17 protein-coding genes, 2 tRNA genes and 1 other RNA gene are annotated in these 16,679 nt (G+C 47.3%); 18 read left to right on the top strand and 2 right to left on the bottom strand.

The window, feature by feature from the left end; all coding sequences use genetic code 11:
* Positions 1 to 192 precede the first annotated feature (192 nt).
* Together cspD and Q6A92_RS01600 are read left to right on the top strand one after the other, a co-directional pair.
* Complete coding sequence (cspD, locus tag Q6A92_RS01605; RefSeq protein WP_023511604.1) at positions 193 to 393, top strand: cold-shock protein CspD; 201 nt, start codon at positions 193 to 195, stop codon at positions 391 to 393.
* 188 nt (positions 394 to 581) lie between these two features.
* Positions 582 to 654, top strand: a tRNA-Arg gene (locus Q6A92_RS01600).
* Between the two features lie 906 nt (positions 655 to 1,560).
* Here the strand turns inward: Q6A92_RS01600 and Q6A92_RS20200 are convergent.
* Positions 1,561 to 1,638, bottom strand: coding sequence for a putative holin-like toxin (locus tag Q6A92_RS20200; RefSeq protein ID WP_443029671.1), 78 nt, complete (start codon positions 1,636 to 1,638; stop codon positions 1,561 to 1,563).
* A 757-nt stretch (positions 1,639 to 2,395) separates the two neighbouring features.
* On the opposite strand from Q6A92_RS20200, the gene Q6A92_RS01595 reads away from it, so the two are divergent.
* Positions 2,396 to 3,883, top strand: coding sequence for an MFS transporter (locus Q6A92_RS01595; RefSeq protein WP_332236815.1), 1,488 nt, complete (start codon positions 2,396 to 2,398; stop codon positions 3,881 to 3,883).
* A 177-nt stretch (positions 3,884 to 4,060) separates the two neighbouring features.
* Here the strand turns inward: Q6A92_RS01595 and Q6A92_RS01590 are convergent, their stop codons facing one another.
* Positions 4,061 to 4,807 (bottom strand): NADPH-dependent oxidoreductase, encoded by a 747-nt coding sequence (locus tag Q6A92_RS01590; protein ID WP_274402217.1) that lies wholly within the window; start codon positions 4,805 to 4,807, stop codon positions 4,061 to 4,063.
* Between the two features lie 225 nt (positions 4,808 to 5,032).
* On the opposite strand from Q6A92_RS01590, the gene Q6A92_RS01585 reads away from it, so the two are divergent.
* From Q6A92_RS01585 to Q6A92_RS01515, 15 genes are all read left to right on the top strand, one after another.
* Positions 5,033 to 5,344, top strand: a complete 312-nt coding sequence (locus tag Q6A92_RS01585; RefSeq protein ID WP_332236814.1) for a hypothetical protein — start codon at positions 5,033 to 5,035, stop codon at positions 5,342 to 5,344.
* Positions 5,345 to 5,531: 187 nt separating this feature from the next.
* The gene (locus tag Q6A92_RS01580; RefSeq protein ID WP_332236813.1) at positions 5,532 to 6,305 is read left to right on the top strand and encodes an RNA polymerase sigma factor; all 774 of its coding nucleotides are present in this window, start codon (positions 5,532 to 5,534) and stop codon (positions 6,303 to 6,305) included.
* Between the two features lie 50 nt (positions 6,306 to 6,355).
* Positions 6,356 to 6,943 carry an ATP-dependent Clp endopeptidase proteolytic subunit ClpP gene (clpP, locus tag Q6A92_RS01575; RefSeq protein WP_274402214.1) on the top strand — a complete coding sequence of 196 codons (588 nt, stop codon included), beginning with the start codon at positions 6,356 to 6,358 and terminating at the stop codon, positions 6,941 to 6,943.
* 190 nt (positions 6,944 to 7,133) lie between these two features.
* Positions 7,134 to 7,676 (top strand): biotin transporter BioY, encoded by a 543-nt coding sequence (locus Q6A92_RS01570; protein WP_274402213.1) that lies wholly within the window; start codon positions 7,134 to 7,136, stop codon positions 7,674 to 7,676.
* Between the two features lie 582 nt (positions 7,677 to 8,258).
* The gene (locus Q6A92_RS01565) at positions 8,259 to 8,414 is read left to right on the top strand and encodes a YpzG family protein (protein WP_274402212.1); all 156 of its coding nucleotides are present in this window, start codon (positions 8,259 to 8,261) and stop codon (positions 8,412 to 8,414) included.
* Between the two features lie 233 nt (positions 8,415 to 8,647).
* On the top strand, positions 8,648 to 9,289 hold the full coding sequence (locus Q6A92_RS01560; RefSeq protein WP_274402211.1) for a Bax inhibitor-1/YccA family protein: 642 nt from the start codon (positions 8,648 to 8,650) through the stop codon (positions 9,287 to 9,289).
* Positions 9,290 to 9,470: 181 nt separating this feature from the next.
* Positions 9,471 to 10,742 (top strand): uracil permease, encoded by a 1,272-nt coding sequence (gene uraA, locus Q6A92_RS01555; protein ID WP_274402210.1) that lies wholly within the window; start codon positions 9,471 to 9,473, stop codon positions 10,740 to 10,742.
* 339 nt (positions 10,743 to 11,081) lie between these two features.
* Positions 11,082 to 11,555 (top strand): tRNA adenosine(34) deaminase TadA, encoded by a 474-nt coding sequence (gene tadA, locus Q6A92_RS01550; protein WP_274402209.1) that lies wholly within the window; start codon positions 11,082 to 11,084, stop codon positions 11,553 to 11,555.
* A 683-nt stretch (positions 11,556 to 12,238) separates the two neighbouring features.
* A tRNA-Ser gene (locus Q6A92_RS01545) sits at positions 12,239 to 12,331 on the top strand.
* Positions 12,332 to 12,394: 63 nt separating this feature from the next.
* Positions 12,395 to 12,662, top strand: an RNA gene (ffs, locus tag Q6A92_RS01540) — signal recognition particle sRNA large type.
* Between the two features lie 168 nt (positions 12,663 to 12,830).
* Complete coding sequence (dnaX, locus tag Q6A92_RS01535) at positions 12,831 to 14,537, top strand: DNA polymerase III subunit gamma/tau (RefSeq protein ID WP_274402208.1); 1,707 nt, start codon at positions 12,831 to 12,833, stop codon at positions 14,535 to 14,537.
* 24 nt (positions 14,538 to 14,561) lie between these two features.
* Positions 14,562 to 14,876 carry a YbaB/EbfC family nucleoid-associated protein gene (locus tag Q6A92_RS01530; protein ID WP_274402207.1) on the top strand — a complete coding sequence of 105 codons (315 nt, stop codon included), beginning with the start codon at positions 14,562 to 14,564 and terminating at the stop codon, positions 14,874 to 14,876.
* A 135-nt stretch (positions 14,877 to 15,011) separates the two neighbouring features.
* Positions 15,012 to 15,608: a recombination mediator RecR gene (gene recR / locus Q6A92_RS01525; protein WP_274402206.1), complete on the top strand. Its 597-nt coding sequence runs from the start codon at positions 15,012 to 15,014 to the stop codon at positions 15,606 to 15,608.
* An 82-nt stretch (positions 15,609 to 15,690) separates the two neighbouring features.
* Complete coding sequence (locus tag Q6A92_RS01520) at positions 15,691 to 15,909, top strand: YaaL family protein (protein ID WP_274402205.1); 219 nt, start codon at positions 15,691 to 15,693, stop codon at positions 15,907 to 15,909.
* A gap of 103 nt (positions 15,910 to 16,012) precedes the next feature.
* The gene (locus Q6A92_RS01515) at positions 16,013 to 16,282 is read left to right on the top strand and encodes a pro-sigmaK processing inhibitor BofA family protein (RefSeq protein ID WP_274402204.1); all 270 of its coding nucleotides are present in this window, start codon (positions 16,013 to 16,015) and stop codon (positions 16,280 to 16,282) included.
* The last annotated feature ends 397 nt before the right edge of the window (positions 16,283 to 16,679 follow it).

Genomic DNA, 16,679 nt, shown 5'->3' with positions numbered 1-16,679 from the left:
TTGTGCTAAATTAAAGTAAACCATTTTACTACTTAATATATGATCTGGATGTAAGAATGAAGACCCTTCCTTGAAGTGTAGTAGTTTTTACTTCTGGAAGGGCCTGTTTTTTTATATCCTGGTTCACTGTTAAATGGTGGGTGGTTTTATTTCACGCGCGGGCAGCGCAAGGTTTTAGGGAGGCAGTAAAGCATGCAAAACGGTAAAGTAAAATGGTTTAATGCAGAAAAAGGTTACGGTTTCATTGAAGTTGAAGGCGGAAATGATGTATTCGTACACTATTCTGCAATCGAAGGCGACGGTTTCAAAACGCTTGAAGAAGGCCAGGAAGTCAGCTTCGATATTGTTGAAGGCAACCGCGGACCTCAGGCAGCAAACGTTACGAAACTGTGATCGATAACCATAGCCGATGATGCAAAAGCAGTCCTCTCTAAATATAGGGCTGCTTTTATTTGCGTTCTGTTGCGGACCGCAGGACATTGAAGAAAAATGCTTCAGCCGAAACTCCGAAATCCCCGCTGTTCAAAACCGTGTTTTTTTTGTATAATAATAAATGTCGCTTAAAAAGATACTGCAGATACGGCTCTGTAGCTCAGTGGATAGAGCGTCGGTTTCCTAAACCGTGCGTCGGGAGTTCGACTCTCCCCAGGGCCACTACTTAAACCCTTGATACATAAGGGTTTTTATTTTTTTCCTTTTTACATATTCGCCTTTCACCGTGAATTTTCTTTTTTTACAATCCGTGCGCATATGCTCATCATGTAATCTCTCTCTATTTTTTTTATAAAAAGGTTCCTCCGCTGCCTTCCTATCGTATAAAGGCCTTCATATCAAGGTTTTTAACATATATGCGCGATTGTTCGGCTTTCAAGCAAAACGTTAAAAAAACATATCATCCAAAAACGGAGTGCCTCAACAAAGCGAAAATGAGCCTCCCCCCTTTATGGAGGAAGGCAGCGGCGGGATTCCGCACTTATTCAGCGTTTTAAAAAGTCCGGCGTTACATTGGAATAGAGGATTGTGTCTCCGTTACAGAAATAATTGTTAACTTTTATCATAAAACAGTTAATATTTTATCTTACAAAACAGGAAAAAATACAACAGAAAGCCCCGCTGCACGTTCCCGAAAACCGGAAATCAAGGCAGGGGGATTCAAAATTACTTGACTGTTGAAATTGTACTAATCGGGCTGTCTTAGCCTGTTTTTCGGCTTAAACTGATACAGTTTTTCTAATCTGTTATATGTCCTGTTGGTTTGTCTTGGTTACTCTGTCTCCTCTATATCTTGTGTCCGAGAATGGGCCAGGACAGAGCCGAGACGCTCCCCAAATCGGGGGGGAATGACTTTCATCTGCGCTCAAAATTGAGCTGACCTATCCCGCCCATTGCATTTCTTACAGGTTACCGGGTATAATAAGGACATAGGGAACATAAAATAAAACCGCCAGTGCGCGAACACTGACGGAATAGCAATATCCGCACAGAGCGGAACAGCGCTTAAAACTGAATTACATGTGATGAATAATCCGTCTCAGCCACCGTGAATGGCATATGGGCGGATTATTTCTTTCTGTCTGACAGCATGAATACCAGTACACCGAAAGAAACCATCAGTGTTAAGGCTTGAAATACTGTCATTGGCGCCACCCCCATTCTATAAGGGCGTCGCTGTCCGCTCATATGCATCTATTGCCTGTTCTGATTATAGCATGTCATGCCTCGGATTTGACCCATAAACCAGGTCAATCAAATCGACCTGACTAAACAAATCCTTAAATCTGAGGGATCCGCCTAAAATTGGATAGACTCACTCTTTTTTTTAGCGTTAGAGATGTTGGAATAGTCGGCTAAGCAAATGAATCCTTTATGGGAAGTTGGTAAACGGTGGGATCCGAAACCCCTATGTGTTTTAAATGTCAGGGTTTGACTGGCGTTTAGTATAAAAAAGTACAGGGCCCGGATCAATCAATATATCGTCGCAATAGCCATCTTCCTGGTAATGGCACCGGGGGATTGCTTTTTGCATTGATTTTTTGTTTCAAATATTAGAATGTGTAATATATTCTAATTATTCATATATAAACTTTATATTATATGTATTTTATTATATGATAATTATAAGGGTTCGCAGATCGCCTGTGGATCCGGTCGAAGGGATACATGCGGATCCCGTTGTTTTGCCGCTTGGCTTGGCAATCCTGCGCGGTAGGCGAAAACGATCCGACAATAGGCATTATCTTAGTGCGAACGAAGAAGGGAAAACCTGTCGCTGAACTAAGATAACGGACGGACAGCCATCGACCGGTTTTCACGTTGCAAGCGATCATTGCCACTGCAGGTTAAGCAACAAAAAGCTCTGCTGCCCATTTCCGTTTTCAGTGACAGCATCCATTTTTTGACGAATAAAAAAAGACATTCATCGAACGACAGACGAGAGGATAACGATTCACGACAACTGCCGAAAAAAGTAACCATAGTTGCCACGGGAACAGCCAAAAAGGCCGTGATCGCCACGGCAGTCGGCAATTCGATGGAATGGTTTGACTTTGGTATCTATTCTTATCTGGCCGTCACTATCGGCCGGGTCTTTTTTCCGGAGCTGAGCGGGCCGACACAACTGGTTTATTCCTTTGCCACCTTCGCGATTGCTTTTCTGGTGCGTCCAATCGGCGGCTTCGTTTTCGGCAGGCTGGGCGACCGACTGGGCCGGAAAAGGATTCTGGTGATCACTTTAATCATGATGGCGCTGGCAACGCTAAGCATGGGGCTGATCCCTGGATACCGGACGATCGGCGCTGCTGCACCGATTCTGCTCTTGCTGGCCCGCTTGGTTCAGGGTTTTTCCACCGGCGGCGAGTATTCCGGCGCAATGACGTTTATTGCCGAATCGACACCTGACAGTAAACGAGGCACTTTCGCCAGCGGCCTGGAAGTGGGGACGTTGATCGGTTATATTGGCGGCTCCGGCATTGTTACCTTGCTTTCCTTTTTATTGGGCGAGGCAAAGATGCTGGACTGGGGCTGGCGTCTTCCATTTCTGATCGCAGCTCCGCTGGGCGCAATCGGCTTCTATCTGCGTGAGCATATGGAAGAGACGCCGGCGTTTAAAGCGGTGAAACAGACGTGGGAAATACAAAAACGACGACCTGTTTCCATCCGTTCTTTGCTGGCTTATTATTGGCGTGCTCTGCTAATCGGGATGTTGGTGGTCTTCTTTTATAATGTGGTGGATTATACTGTTTTAACTTACATGCCGGCTCACTTGAGTTCCGTACTGGGATATGACGACACATCCGGCTTACTGCTGCTTTTGCTCGTGATGATCATCATGATTCCGATTGTCCTGGCGATGGGCCGTCTCGGCGATCGGATCGGTGTAAAACGTGTCATTCAAGGTGGATTGACCGGTTTGATTCTGCTGACGCTGCCGGCATTCGGATTAATCGGCAGCGGTCATCCGTGGGCTGTATTTGCCGGTCTGCTGATTCTGGCCGGTTTATTAGCATCTTTCCAAGGCACGATGCCATCGCTGCTGCCGTCGTTGTATTATACTTCAGTGAGGTATAGCGCACTGTCGATTACTTACAACGTATCGGTTTCTCTATTCGGCGGGACAACGCCGCTGATTGTTGCTCAATTGATCCGCATGACCGGCAATGCCTTGGTCCCCGCTTATTATCTCATCGGTGCCTGTTTGATCGGCATCGTCATTATTACCTTCTTCGTTAAGGAAACGGCCGGCAAACCGCTGCGCGGATCGGTACCGGCGGTGGAAAATAACGATGAAGCCTGTGACGTCCGGTCTGCTGATCGACCGCTGTGGTGGCAGCCGGAACGAAAAGCGTTGGAATGTCGCATGAATGAACGAGAGGAAGAAAAATAGAACGATGAAACCCTTTTATATGAACTGGACCCCCTGATTTGGATTCTTATTGTCCAACTTCAGGGGGTCCTTATAATATATAAAGCCTTATCAAGTGATACAGATAGTAAAATCACCGTTCCCGCCGCTCTGGAAGCCCCTTGACCGGCGTTCTGAGAGGCTCCGGCCAGTTAAGAATCAATATTGAATAAAGCCCTGAGATTTAATGACATCGAGCATCGACATCCTTTTTTTCGGACGTTTATCCATAGCCTTTGCAATTTGGTTGGTAAACGTATCAATCCGGCGGTTTTTGTTGCGCAGGTCGTAATATTGAGAGACGATGTGATCGTAGTTTTCCAGCTCACGGACCAGCTGCACGGAAGAATGATACTCATTTTTATGGTAAATTTCATTTTCAGGCAGCCGCGGTTTTAATTCCGGCGATTGATTCGGATAACCGACAGCGATGCCGACGACAGGAAAGGTAAATTTTGGAAGATGCAGTAAGTCGATAACAGCCTGAGCGTCATTCAATATACTGCCGAGATATACGCTGCCCAATCCCATGCTTTCGGCAGCGACCACAATATTTTGAGCGGATATGAATGCATCGCCGATGGCTCTTAGAAAATAATCGAACGAACCCAGAACTTCTGTAGATTTTCCTTTTTCCCGGGCAATTTCTGCATTCCGGCGCAAATCGGCTATGATGACGAACAGCCGGTCCGATTCCGCTATGTAAGCCTGATTCCCAATCTCGGCTAATGTTTTTTTCTTCGCTTCATCCGTGACGTCTATGATGGAATACTGCTGCAGAAAACTGCTTGTCGGCGCATGCTGTGCCGCACGGATCAAAAGGTCGGCCTTTTCCTCTGAAATATTTTCTCTGGAAAAGCTGCGGATACTGCGGTGATTTAATAATAATCGGATGGTTTCATTCACTTTTAAAACCTCGCTTTATTAAGAGGATTTGTTAATCAAAATGACGAATCTGAGAAAAAGGAACAGCCGCTGCAATCGTGCAGCGCTCCAATAGACGCATTGGAGCGTTCGGACGGTTTAATCTGTAAATAAGTAATCGCGGTAAGCATGCGGCGATCAGTCCGCAAAAAAGATAATTGTTTCCGGAATTTGATGTTATTCAAAGCAGGGCCAACCGGCTTTAACTTGAAATACCACCACTATACACTATACACCGGTTGGTTTTATTACCTGGGCCGCGGCGCTTATCGGCTGCTGCACCCGATTGAATACGAGCTGCGAGGAATTTATCGGCCATTGGGGGAAACGAACAGTGATCAGCTGCTGATTATCGGTCTTGGACACGATGGTATCGGTCGTTATATGTCCGGTATCGGCCGTCTCAGGGAATTTATCGGTCATTGCAGCAGGTTTATCGGTCGTCACGCCTGGTTTATCGGTCGCTGCACCCGATGTCTGTATATCCGGCTGTTTTTGGCACGATCTGTACCCGATTAAAGAATGAATCTGAACTTTGCTTGGCGTTTTCCTTTATTTTGTATATGATTAATGTTAGGATGAAGAATTAAATAACCGATCCGCTAAGAAAAGGGAAACCGGCTTTTAAAAATTTTTGGATGGCTGAAATATTTACCGCTTTTTTTTCGTTTATACGAATGAAGATGAAATGAGGGAGGGGTTGCCTGTGAAAGGGACGCAGATTGAACAAAAGAAAAGGGAAGAAGAACTTTTTTTGTATTCTGCCCGGCCCTTTTTCGGAGAGATGCGCGGCTGGTGCACATCGCTTGCGGGATCGGCATGGGACGGAGACGACCTTTTCCAGAACTCGATGATTAAGCTGTATAAGGCCTGGGTCAGGCGCCCGTCCCGGCCGATAACCAAAGCCTATTTGTATCGGATCGTCTCGAACACCTGGATTGACGGCCATCGCAAAGTTTCCATCGATGAGACGGTCACGGATTCAATGGAGCGTTTTGCAGGCGAAGAGGGAAAAAAGCAGACGGCTGATCGCCTGACCGAAGCAATGAAAGTACTGATCGAGGAGCTGTCGGCGAAGCAGCGGCTGATCTTTCTTCTGATCGCCGGCATGGACTATCGGGCGGCTGAAGCGGCCGAAATGATCGGCGAGTCGGAAAGCAATGTGCGGGTTATATACCATCGGGCCAGAAAAAAGCTCGCCTCTTGCGGCCGTGTTTTCCCGGTCCGTGATCGAGATGAACTGGCGGATCGTTATGTGGCGGCTTTTCAGAGCCGTCTGCCCGAGCGTCTGCTGCATTTATATCGCCAGGAGACGAGAGCTGCTCTCGGACCGGTTTCGGCAGCGTTCAATCAATTGTCCGCTGCGACGGGCGGTCTCAATGAAAAAGTCAGGCTGATGATTTTAGCCTGCCTTCATGGCGCTTATGAACGTCCGGACGGAAAAATTCGAAAAATTTTCTGCACCGAACAGGCGGCATGACGGCTGAGGCGGGAAAACAGGCCACACACAAATAACAGGAGGAAACATTCATGTCATCATTTTTTATCCCCTATGTGATCGAACAATCCAACCGCGGTGAACGCTCTTATGATATTTATTCAAGGCTGCTGAAGGACCGGGTGATTATGCTCGGAACGGAGATTAACGACGAACTGGCAAACAGCATCGTTGCCCAGCTCCTTTTTCTTGCATCGGAGGATTCAGAAAAGGATATTTCGATTTACATCAACAGTCCGGGAGGTTCTGTAACTGCGGGCTTTGCCATCCTTGATACGATGAACTTCATTAAGCCGGATGTTCAGACAATCTGTGTCGGAATGGCGGCCTCTATGGCGTCGATTATCCTGACGTCGGGAGCCAAGGGCAAGCGCCTGTCTCTGGCGAACGGCGAAGTGATGATTCACCAGCCTCTCGGCGGAGCACAGGGCCAGGCGAGTGATATTGAGATTAGCGCGAAACATATTTTAAGAACGAAAAAGAAACTGAACACAATCCTTTCCGAAACGACGGGTCAGCCTTACGAGACAATCGAAAAGGATACCGACCGCGATAATTTCTTAACCGCGGAAGAAGCGAAAGAATACGGTCTGGTTGATAAAATCATTCGGTCGCTTTAAATAATCGGAAAAAGTGAAAGATATGCCCCGCATCGGAATCGTCCGGTGCGGGCTTTTAAGTTGGAAATGCGGCAGTAGATGGGAAACCGGGCAAACAGATTTATTGTTAACCTAAATAAAAATAAGGTTGACATACATTTCTTTCCTTTTTAAAATAGAGATATTCGATTGATCATGAGGAGAGAGAAGATTGAAAACAAAAGAACTGGTTGAAATTGCACTATTTGCGGCGATTCTCGCGGTACTCGGCTTTTTGCCGCCGATCCCGCTTCCTTTCACTCCGGTGCCGATTACTCTGCAAAATTTAGGTGTGGTTTTAGCGGGAACATTTCTTGGAGTCCGTGCAGCGGCATCCAGTATGATTCTGTTTGTTTTGCTGGTCGGCGCCGGCCTCCCGATTTTGGGCGGAGGCAGCGGCGGAATCGGGGCCATTGTCTCGCCGAGCGGCGGTTTTGTCCTGGGGTGGATTGTTGAAGCCTTTGTTATCGCCCTGATCCTGTCTAAAATTAAAAAACCGGGCTTCTGGGCGATCGTCCTCTCGGGCCTGTTTGCCGGAATCATTGTCCTCTATCCGATCGGCACTCTCTGGCAGGCGCTGATGATGCATATTCCCTGGGGAGCTGCACTTGCCATGAGTGCCGTCTATATCCCCGGCGATGCAATTAAAACGATCGCTGTCGCCGCACTGGCGGTAAAATTGCGGGAACGCGTCCATCTTGCCCGGCGTGCATGACAGTTTAATGCCGGAATGAGGAAACAGATCATCGAGTCAGGCAAAGATAAAAATAGCCGGGTTTGACCGGCCGAGGCTGTAAACGGCCGGATCGGTCCTGAAAACGGAAGATGTGAGCCGTATGGGCCCCGCTGGACCAGCCGATTTTTTGCGGCAGCCGTGCGACCGGAAGCGAATGGCGCCTCGTCCGGCACGCGCCGGGAGACGCCCGCATCCGGTTTGAATCATTACTGCGGAGCCGGACAGCAGCGTGTGTTGAATCGTGCCGGGCCTATGCTTTCCGCAACTACGAAAAGCAGCAGGAAAAAATGGTACCCTTTGTCCATTTATTCGGGAAATGCCCGGAGAAAACGGGATTATTTTTCGGCAGAGCGCGCATAATAAGATTGCCCTTGAAAAAGGAGGTCTTTGCTTGATGGATTGTCCGGGAACAATGTTCAGTGTGCAAAGAAGAAAATGAAATGCGGCCGGCGGTGAAAGAAGCCTTTGCCTTCAGGGTGAACGGCTCAATTAAAAACCGTTCCGGTGAACGAATTTTCGGCACATTCGAAGAAACGGAAAGATCAGACGGAGGGATAACGGTTGACAAAAAAACCTGTTTTGACTGACGAAAAGACCGATCGGTTTCGGACTTCAGGAGCCCATGCAAAGCATCCGGCACGCCAGGTCAATGGCGAAACGGAGCAGACGCAGTCCGGACATATTCTGGAAGTGAACACGCGGCACCGTCAAAAGTAGATCTCAATAAAAGGGAAGGAAAAGAGCGGCTCCTGAATGTCAGGAAACCGCTCTTTTTCAAATTATTTTTGATTTTCGCTGAAATCACTGTATAATAAATGTGAACCTTTCTTGTAAGACATGTCTGTTTAACTCGTCTGGAACGTGCGGAAAAAGAATATAGATGAACGAAGAAACTTTTGCTAAGAGATTACGTATTGATTATTACAAGCCTTAAAAGGGGGATGACAGTCATGGCGGAATTTTCAAGCCAGACATTGAGAAAACCATATTCAAAATTATTTGCGGCTTTCTTCTCGGGTTTATTAGTTACAACTGCGGGACTGTATTTTGGACAGTACGTGTCTCCGGTATATATGATGCCGCTGATGATTGCAGAGATCGGCATGATTGTGATGATGATGTTTGTCAGAAAGCGTCAATCTGTCGGCTATCTGCTGATGTATGCGTTCATGTTTATTTCCGGACTGACACTTTTTTCGGTTATCAGCTACTATGCCAGTCTGATCGGAGCGACGGTCGTACTTGAAGCCTTTACCGTAACGACGGTTTCGTTCGGTGCGATCGCTGTTTATACGATGGTCAGCAAACGCGATTTTACTTTTCTGGGCAGCTTTCTGTTTCTTGGCCTGATTGCTCTTCTTGCCGTCGGTGTATTCGGTATTTTTATACCGTTTTCAAGCACGACAATGATGGTTTACTCTGGAATGGGCATCCTGATTTTTATTGGCTATACGCTGTTTGATTTCAGCCGTCTGACGGTCCACGGCTTTACTGACAAAGATATACCGATGATCGTCGTTTCGATCTATCTTGATTTCATTAACCTGTTTCTTTATATTCTCCAGTTCATCGGCATCGGTTCGAAAAACTGATGGTTCATTCGATAACAGCAGTTCAATAAAAATTTGAAAGAATATCGGGACGTACTTTGTATGTCCCGATTTTTGCTTCTGTAAAATTTTTTTCGGCAGGCAATGCAGGGGGCCTTTTGAGTCTGTCCGAATTCAGCTATACTTGAAACAGTGCGATTCATTGTAAATGGAGGAGATTTTTTTGACGCAGCGCGTGATTCAGACCGATGAAAGGTTACCCTTACTGGAAAGCATTCCTTTAAGCTTGCAGCACTTATTCGCTATGTTCGGATCAACGGTTCTCGTTCCGCTGATTTTCAAAGTTGATCCGGCGACTATTCTTTTGATGAACGGTATCGGCACCCTGATTTATCTGGCTATCTGCCGCGGAAAGATACCGGCCTATCTTGGGTCGAGTTTTGCCTTTATCTCCCCGGTGCTGTATGTTCTGTCCACAAGCAGCTATGAGGCGGCACTGGGCGGTTTCATTGCCGTCGGCCTGGTTTTTATTGTCATTTCATTTATTATTCATGCTGTCGGCACAAAATGGCTGGACGTCGTTTTTCCGCCGGTGACAATGGGATCGATCGTCGCCATTATCGGGCTGCAGCTGATTCCGACGGCGGCTCAGGACGCCGGACTGATTGCACCGGCAGGAGCGGCCGCCAAGTGGTCGCCGTCCGCGACAACCGTGACAGTTTCTCTTCTGACTTTTGCTATTACACTTTTTGGCTGGGTTCTGTTCAGAGGATTCCTTAAAATTATTCCGATTTTGATCGGAATCGTTTCCGGCTATGTCATTGCGGCGTTTGCCGGCTTAGTGGATTTTTCGCCGGTTGTACATGCACACTGGCTTTCGCTGCCGACTTTCTACAGGCCGGAGTTCAATCTTTCCAGCATCATGATTATTCTTCCGGCAGCATTGGTCGTGATCGCTGAACATATCGGCCATCTGATTGTGACCGGCAACATTGTCGGAAAGAATTTAATGAAAGATCCGGGACTGGATCGCTCGATATTCGGGAACGGTATCTCTACCATCATTTCCGGATTTGTCGGTTCGACGCCGAACACAACTTACGGTGAGAACATTGGGGTACTTGCGATCACACGCGTTTATTCGACGTGGATTATCGGCGGTGCGGCCGTTTTTGCGGTCATTCTTTCGTTTGTCGGAAAATTATCCGCTTTGATCTCAACGGTACCGACGGCCGTTATCGGCGGCATTTCGCTGATTCTTTTCGGCGTTATCGCGACCAACGGGTTTCGTATTTTTGTCGAGTCGAAAGTGGACTTTGCCAGATCGCAGAATATCATTCTCAGTACGGTCATCTTTACAACCGGAATCAGCGGGGCGACGATCAACATCGGCAAAGTCGCTCTGAACGGCATGGGGCTGGCTACGGTCGTCGGCGTCCTGCTCAGCCTTTTCTTTGCGCTGATCAACAAGTTCCATCTGTCCAACGAAGAATGAGACGGAAAAATCGTCGCTGGACCATTGATCCGTTCAAAAAAATTTAAGGGCACTCGCGTTCGAGTGTTTTTTTTTAATCCGGTTATTCAGCGTATATGCCCATCAATCACCCAAAATGGCTTCTGAATAATAAGTAATTTCCGTACCGGAACACTGTTGCTGAGAGCGGAGCGATACGCTCTGTAAACGGGCCGGAGAACTTTTCTGCTGTTTGCATCCGGCGTTCGCCGGCACGCTGTAATTATTCGATTCCGGATCATTCGGCCGGCCGCTGCATTTGATTCGGTCTTTAAACTCTTGTATACTTCTGGACAGGATTGGAAGCGGGAGGCGAAGGAAATGACGGCAGAGGATGAACGTTTTATGAAACTGGCGATCGATGAAGCGAAAAAAGCGGAAGCGGCCGGTGAGGTACCGATCGGTGCCGTCATTGTCCGAGACGGTGAAATCATTGCAAGTGCCTGTAACATGCGGGAGACACTCCAGGAGCCGACCGCGCATGCCGAATGCCTGGCGATTCAGGCTGCCAGCCGCAGGCTGAAGACGTGGCGTCTGTCCGGCTGCACACTCTATGTTACATTGGAACCGTGCCCGATGTGCGCCGGGGCCGTTGTTCTTTCCCGCCTTGACAGAGTGGTTTTCGGTGCTTCCGATCCCAAAGCGGGGTGCGCGGGTACGCTGATGAATCTCATTCAGGACCGGCGCTTCAATCATCAGGCAGAAGTGACGGGCGGGGTGCTGCAGGAACCATGCGGCGGCCTGCTGATCGATTTTTTTCGATCGCTGCGCCGCGATAAGAAAAAATCCGGATAAAGGAAAGGCTAAATGAAATCTATGTTTGTATCGGCCTGTAATCTGTGTTAAAAGAGTCACCATTGCGGATTCAACTTAGAGGCGCGCCCAAATGGCTGAAGGGGACTGACCGAAGGGCGCCGTATGAATTCAAATCCTCTCGCCTTTTAACCGATAGGCTCTTGGTTAACAAGTTGATGAATTCATTCTATGTTTATGTAGAATGGAAAAGAATCTGTCACCCAAATTGTTGATCAAATCTTGCTACCTTTATTTACAGATAAAAAAAATTAAACAACCCGGCTAATACCGATTTTAAAATCTTTTAATATCGAATCAGGCTGCGGTCAAGACTCGTGGCTACAAGTGTTTGAAAGGAGAAAATTGATTGATTTCGGATTATGCGAAAGTGCCTGCGGCAGAACAAGATTTACATCTGGAACCGGCCATTAATATTTCAAGTTGAGTACCTGGTATCTGAACAAAATAAATTTACTTATTAATAAGCTGCTGCAATGGATCCGGATATCCACGTATGGAAAAATTTAGTCCGTGCATCATTTTGATTTACACCTTGCTTCCGCTATATTTTTATGTTAAACTAACCATCGTCGTAACGATTAGTTGAACAGGGTTCGAATCCGTTTCATATTCCTTGATCATTGATGATCTGTGTTAACTAATCAGCGTTACGGATTCAGTTTGGAGGCGTACCCAAGTGGCTGAAGGGGACTGACTCGAAATCAGTTAGGGCGTCGTTCGGCGCCGCGGGGGTTCAAATCCTCTCGCCTCCGCCATTAATTATTTTTACAGATTTGATACCGGTTTTCATTCCGGTTTTTATATCGTTATAAAATTAGCCGTGCTAGACGGGGAGGTAGCGGTGCCCTGTAACTCGCAATCCGCTATAGCGAGGTTTAATTCCTTTTTCCGAGGTTCGGACGCTGTAGGGCAGCCTCAGGCACGTGATGCTGACGCTCGGGTCCCGCGCAATGAAAACTCATGAACCCTGTCAGGTCCGGAAGGAAGCAGCAGTAAGTGAGACCTTTCGTGTGCCGCGGGGCTACCTGGGCCGAGTCAACGACTTGAGAAGCGCTTATGGCGCCCTGATCGACGAAAGGTGCACGGCGTTAAAATATAAAACTGCAAGGGCTATCGGAACATTGTTTTCGGTAGCCCTTGTTCATAAATAACGAAGAACGCAGCAATACCTCAGTTCACTTCACTGCCCTATATCGCTATAATGAGATTATAAATTAAAAAACGCTTGTCTCTGGCGGCGAAGGGGGGATGAACATGGGCTATCAGGCACTGTACAGAGTCTACAGGCCTCAGACTTTTCATGATATTGCCGGCCAGAATCACATCACTCAGACGCTTCAGAACGCCTTGGTCAAGCAGCAGTTTTCTCATGCGTATCTTTTTACCGGCCCGCGCGGTACCGGAAAAACGAGCGCTGCCAAGATTTTAGCCAAAGCGATTAATTGCGAACATGCGCCGGTTGCTGAACCGTGCAACAACTGTGCGGCCTGCCGCGGAATTACAGATGGAAGTATTGCCGATGTAATCGAAATCGATGCCGCATCAAACAACGGCGTTGACGAGATCCGTGAAATCCGCGATAAGGTAAAATATGCACCCAGCGAAGTCCGTTATAAAGTGTACATTATCGATGAAGTGCACATGCTGTCGACAGGTGCGTTTAATGCGCTGCTGAAGACGCTTGAAGAGCCGCCGGAGCATGTCGTCTTTATTTTGGCGACAACCGAACCGCAGAAAATCCCGCTGACGATTATATCGCGCTGTCAGCAGTTTGATTTTCGACGCATTCCGGCTTCGGCGATTGCCGAACGTCTGGCATTTGTTGTCCGGGACCAGCATATTGAAGCAGAGGAAGAGGCCCTCCGGTTGATTGCCAAAGCCAGTGAGGGCGGAATGCGCGATGCGCTGAGCGTTCTGGATCAGACGGCGGCCTACAGTGAGGGAAAAATAACAGTCCAGGATGTGCTGGACATCACTGGGATGGTTGCCGACCGGCTGGTCCGTGAACTGGTAGAATCGCTTGAGGCCGATGATACGGCTCAGGCAATCGATAAAACAGGCATGCTTCTTGACCAGGGAAAAGATCCGCTCAGACTGATCGAGCAGCTGATTTTTTATTATCGCGATCTTCTGCTTTATCAGACGTCTCCGGATCTTGAAGACGTACTCAGCCGTCCTCGTGTGGACGAAGCGTTTCGCGATCAGGCAAAAGAGCTGGACACGGACCGGCTGTTTGAGGCAATCACCCGGCTGAATGAAGCTTTCCTTGAGATGAAACGGACCAATCATCCGCGTATTTTTCTTGAAATGGCGATTGTAAAACTCTGCTCTTCCTCCGGACAGCCGGAGCGGCCGGTTCAAAACGACCGGACGGCTTCGGAAACTGCCGCTCTGGAAAAAAGAGTGGAAGCGCTTGAGAAACAGGTGAAAGAGATGTCCGGGACTTCCGGGGGCAGGCGTGCGGATCAAGTTCCGCAGGAGACAGGGCACAGCCGGAGATCCGCTAAAAACGGCGAATTGCGGCTTCCGGTGAAGGATATCAATCGCGTGCTGGATTCGGCGGCTAAAGATGAACTGCTTGAGCTGAGATCCGTATGGGCGAATGTTATGGCGAAGATTCGTGCACAGAATGTAGCGGCTCACGCCTGGATGCTCGAGAGCAAGCCGGTGGCAAGCTCCCCCGACGGCTTCATTCAGGCGTTTAAATATGATTTTCACTGCCAGATGGTCATGGAAAATAAAAACCATATTCTGGAAATGGTACAATCGATTGTCCGGGATGTAACACAAAAAAATAAAACCATGTACCCCGTTCCTGAAGATCAGTGGGAAAAACTGAAAAGGAAGTACATTCAAAGATCGAAAACAACAGAAGAAACCGGTGAAAAGCCGACGGAAGATCCGATGATCACGGAAGCGAAGAAATTAGTCGGCCCGGATTTACTTGATATAAAAGATTGAAAAAAGATATTGGAGGCGATTTACATGATGAGAGGAAATATGAATAATATGATGCGCCAGGTGCAGAAAATGCAAAAGCAGATGGCGGAAGAGCAAGAAAAGTTAAAAGATGAAGTTGTTGAGGGAACGGCCGGCGGAGAAGCGGTCAAAGTGAAGACAAACGGGCATAAGCAGGTCGTCGACGTCACGATTAATCCGGAGGTAGTCGATCCGGAGGATGTTGAGATGCTGCAGGATCTTGTACTGGCCGCGGTAAATGACGCACTGACCAAAGCGGATGAATTGGCGAACCAGCGGCTCGGTAAATTCACAAAAGGATTGAACCTTCCGGGATTCTGAACCGAATAAAATATTTGAAAAAAATAAGCGAAGCAGCCGAGCAGCGGATTTCAAGGACCGGTATTGAGCGGTAGGAGGAATTCGCTGCTGATTATTCGCCGATGATTTGAAAAATTTCTGGAAGGGGGTGCGGCGATGCAGTATCCTGAACCTATAGCAAAATTGATTGACAGCTTCATGAAACTTCCGGGAATCGGTCCGAAGACAGCCGTCAGACTTGCTTTTTTCGCTGTGGAAATGAACGAAGAAGATGTCATGGAGTTTGCCCGTTCACTGGTTGATGTCAAGCGTAAATTAATGTATTGCTCTGTCTGTCAGAACATCAGTGATCGCGATCCCTGTCCGATCTGCGACGATTCATCGCGGGATCACTCGACGATTTGTGTCGTCCAGGATCCGAAAGATGTGGCGGCCCTTGAAAAAATGCGCGATTATCACGGATTGTATCACGTGCTCCATGGAGTGATTTCTCCGATGGACGGTATCGGTCCCGAGGACATCAAAATTGCTGAACTCATTAGACGGCTTGAGGACGAGACCATTAAAGAAATTATTCTGGCAACCAATCCGACGGTTGAGGGAGAGGCTACGGCCATGTACATTTCCCGTCTTGTAAAACCGATTGGCGTGAAAACATCACGGATTGCCCATGGCCTTCCGGTCGGCGGAGATCTGGAATACGCGGATGAAGTGACACTGTCGAAAGCCTTGGAAGGCCGGAGGGAAATATAGACACGAATTCTGCAGGGGGAAGCAGATTCTTCAGAAGAATTTCAGGCTGTCGGGCAATGCGTGATATTGGAGGCTGTTTGTTATGTTTAATCGACGGAAAGGTTTATTGCGTAAAGAATTGACGGATTCGCTTATTGAATTGCTCAATCACAGCAGGGAGGATTGGCTGACTAAAAAGAGAGTGATCGATTCCAGCATCGATCCTTCGGAAGAAGTGCTGCATCGTTTGAAACTTGCGGAAGCCAAATATCTGTTTCTATTAAAAGAAGTGCGTGCGCTGAAAATTTACTCAAGGAAATAATAGTTCTTATTGGGACATGTCGCCATATACTTTTATTAATGAATGACGGGTTTAAAAGGCAAGCTTTTGAGCCCGTTTCATAAAAGGGTGGGGAGGCATGCCTATGAATAATTTTCTGATGATCGGCGCTGCTGTCTTAGTTTTCTTTTTTCTTCTCCTGATCCTTGGAACTTCTTTCCATCCGTTAAGGTGGGTCGGAAAATTGGCTGTCCGGTTTATGGTCGGTGCCTTGCTTCTTTTTTTGCTGAACGTCATCGGAGAATCTTTCAGCCTGCATATACCAATCAATGTTGCCACGGCTGCGGTCGGAGGATTGCTTGGTATTCCCGGTATCACGGCATTAGTATTGATAAAATATACTTTGGGTGTCTGAAAAGGTGTCCTGCAGCCGAGAAAAGTTTTTGCGGGACTTTTAAAAAGAATATTGACGGATCGGCGGCAGGATGATAATACGTGTCTTGCCGTGTTTTTTAAAATTTAATTTTATATTGACAAGGTAACTATGAAACTATATAATATATCTTGTCGCTAAGAAATACGACAAATAGTTAAGAAAAAGGTTGACTTGCGAAAAACAACGTGTTAGAATTAAAAAGTTGTTTTTCGTAAGATAAGAAGCGAATGTTCCTTGAAAACTGAACAAAAGCCAAGCGCAATTGAGAAGGGGCCCACCCTTCAATCAATTCAAACAGTTGAGGAATCAAACACGGAAACAACGGATCTGCGGATCCGAAGCAAGCGATATTTTATGGAGAGTTTGATCCTGGCTC

It is taken from the genome of Sporolactobacillus sp. KGMB 08714 (genome assembly GCF_036598985.1).
Classification (GTDB): Bacteria; Bacillota; Bacilli; order Bacillales; family Sporolactobacillaceae; genus Sporolactobacillus.
The sequence above is the reverse complement of the archived record's forward strand: the minus strand, read 5'-3'. Positions and strand labels throughout refer to the sequence as shown.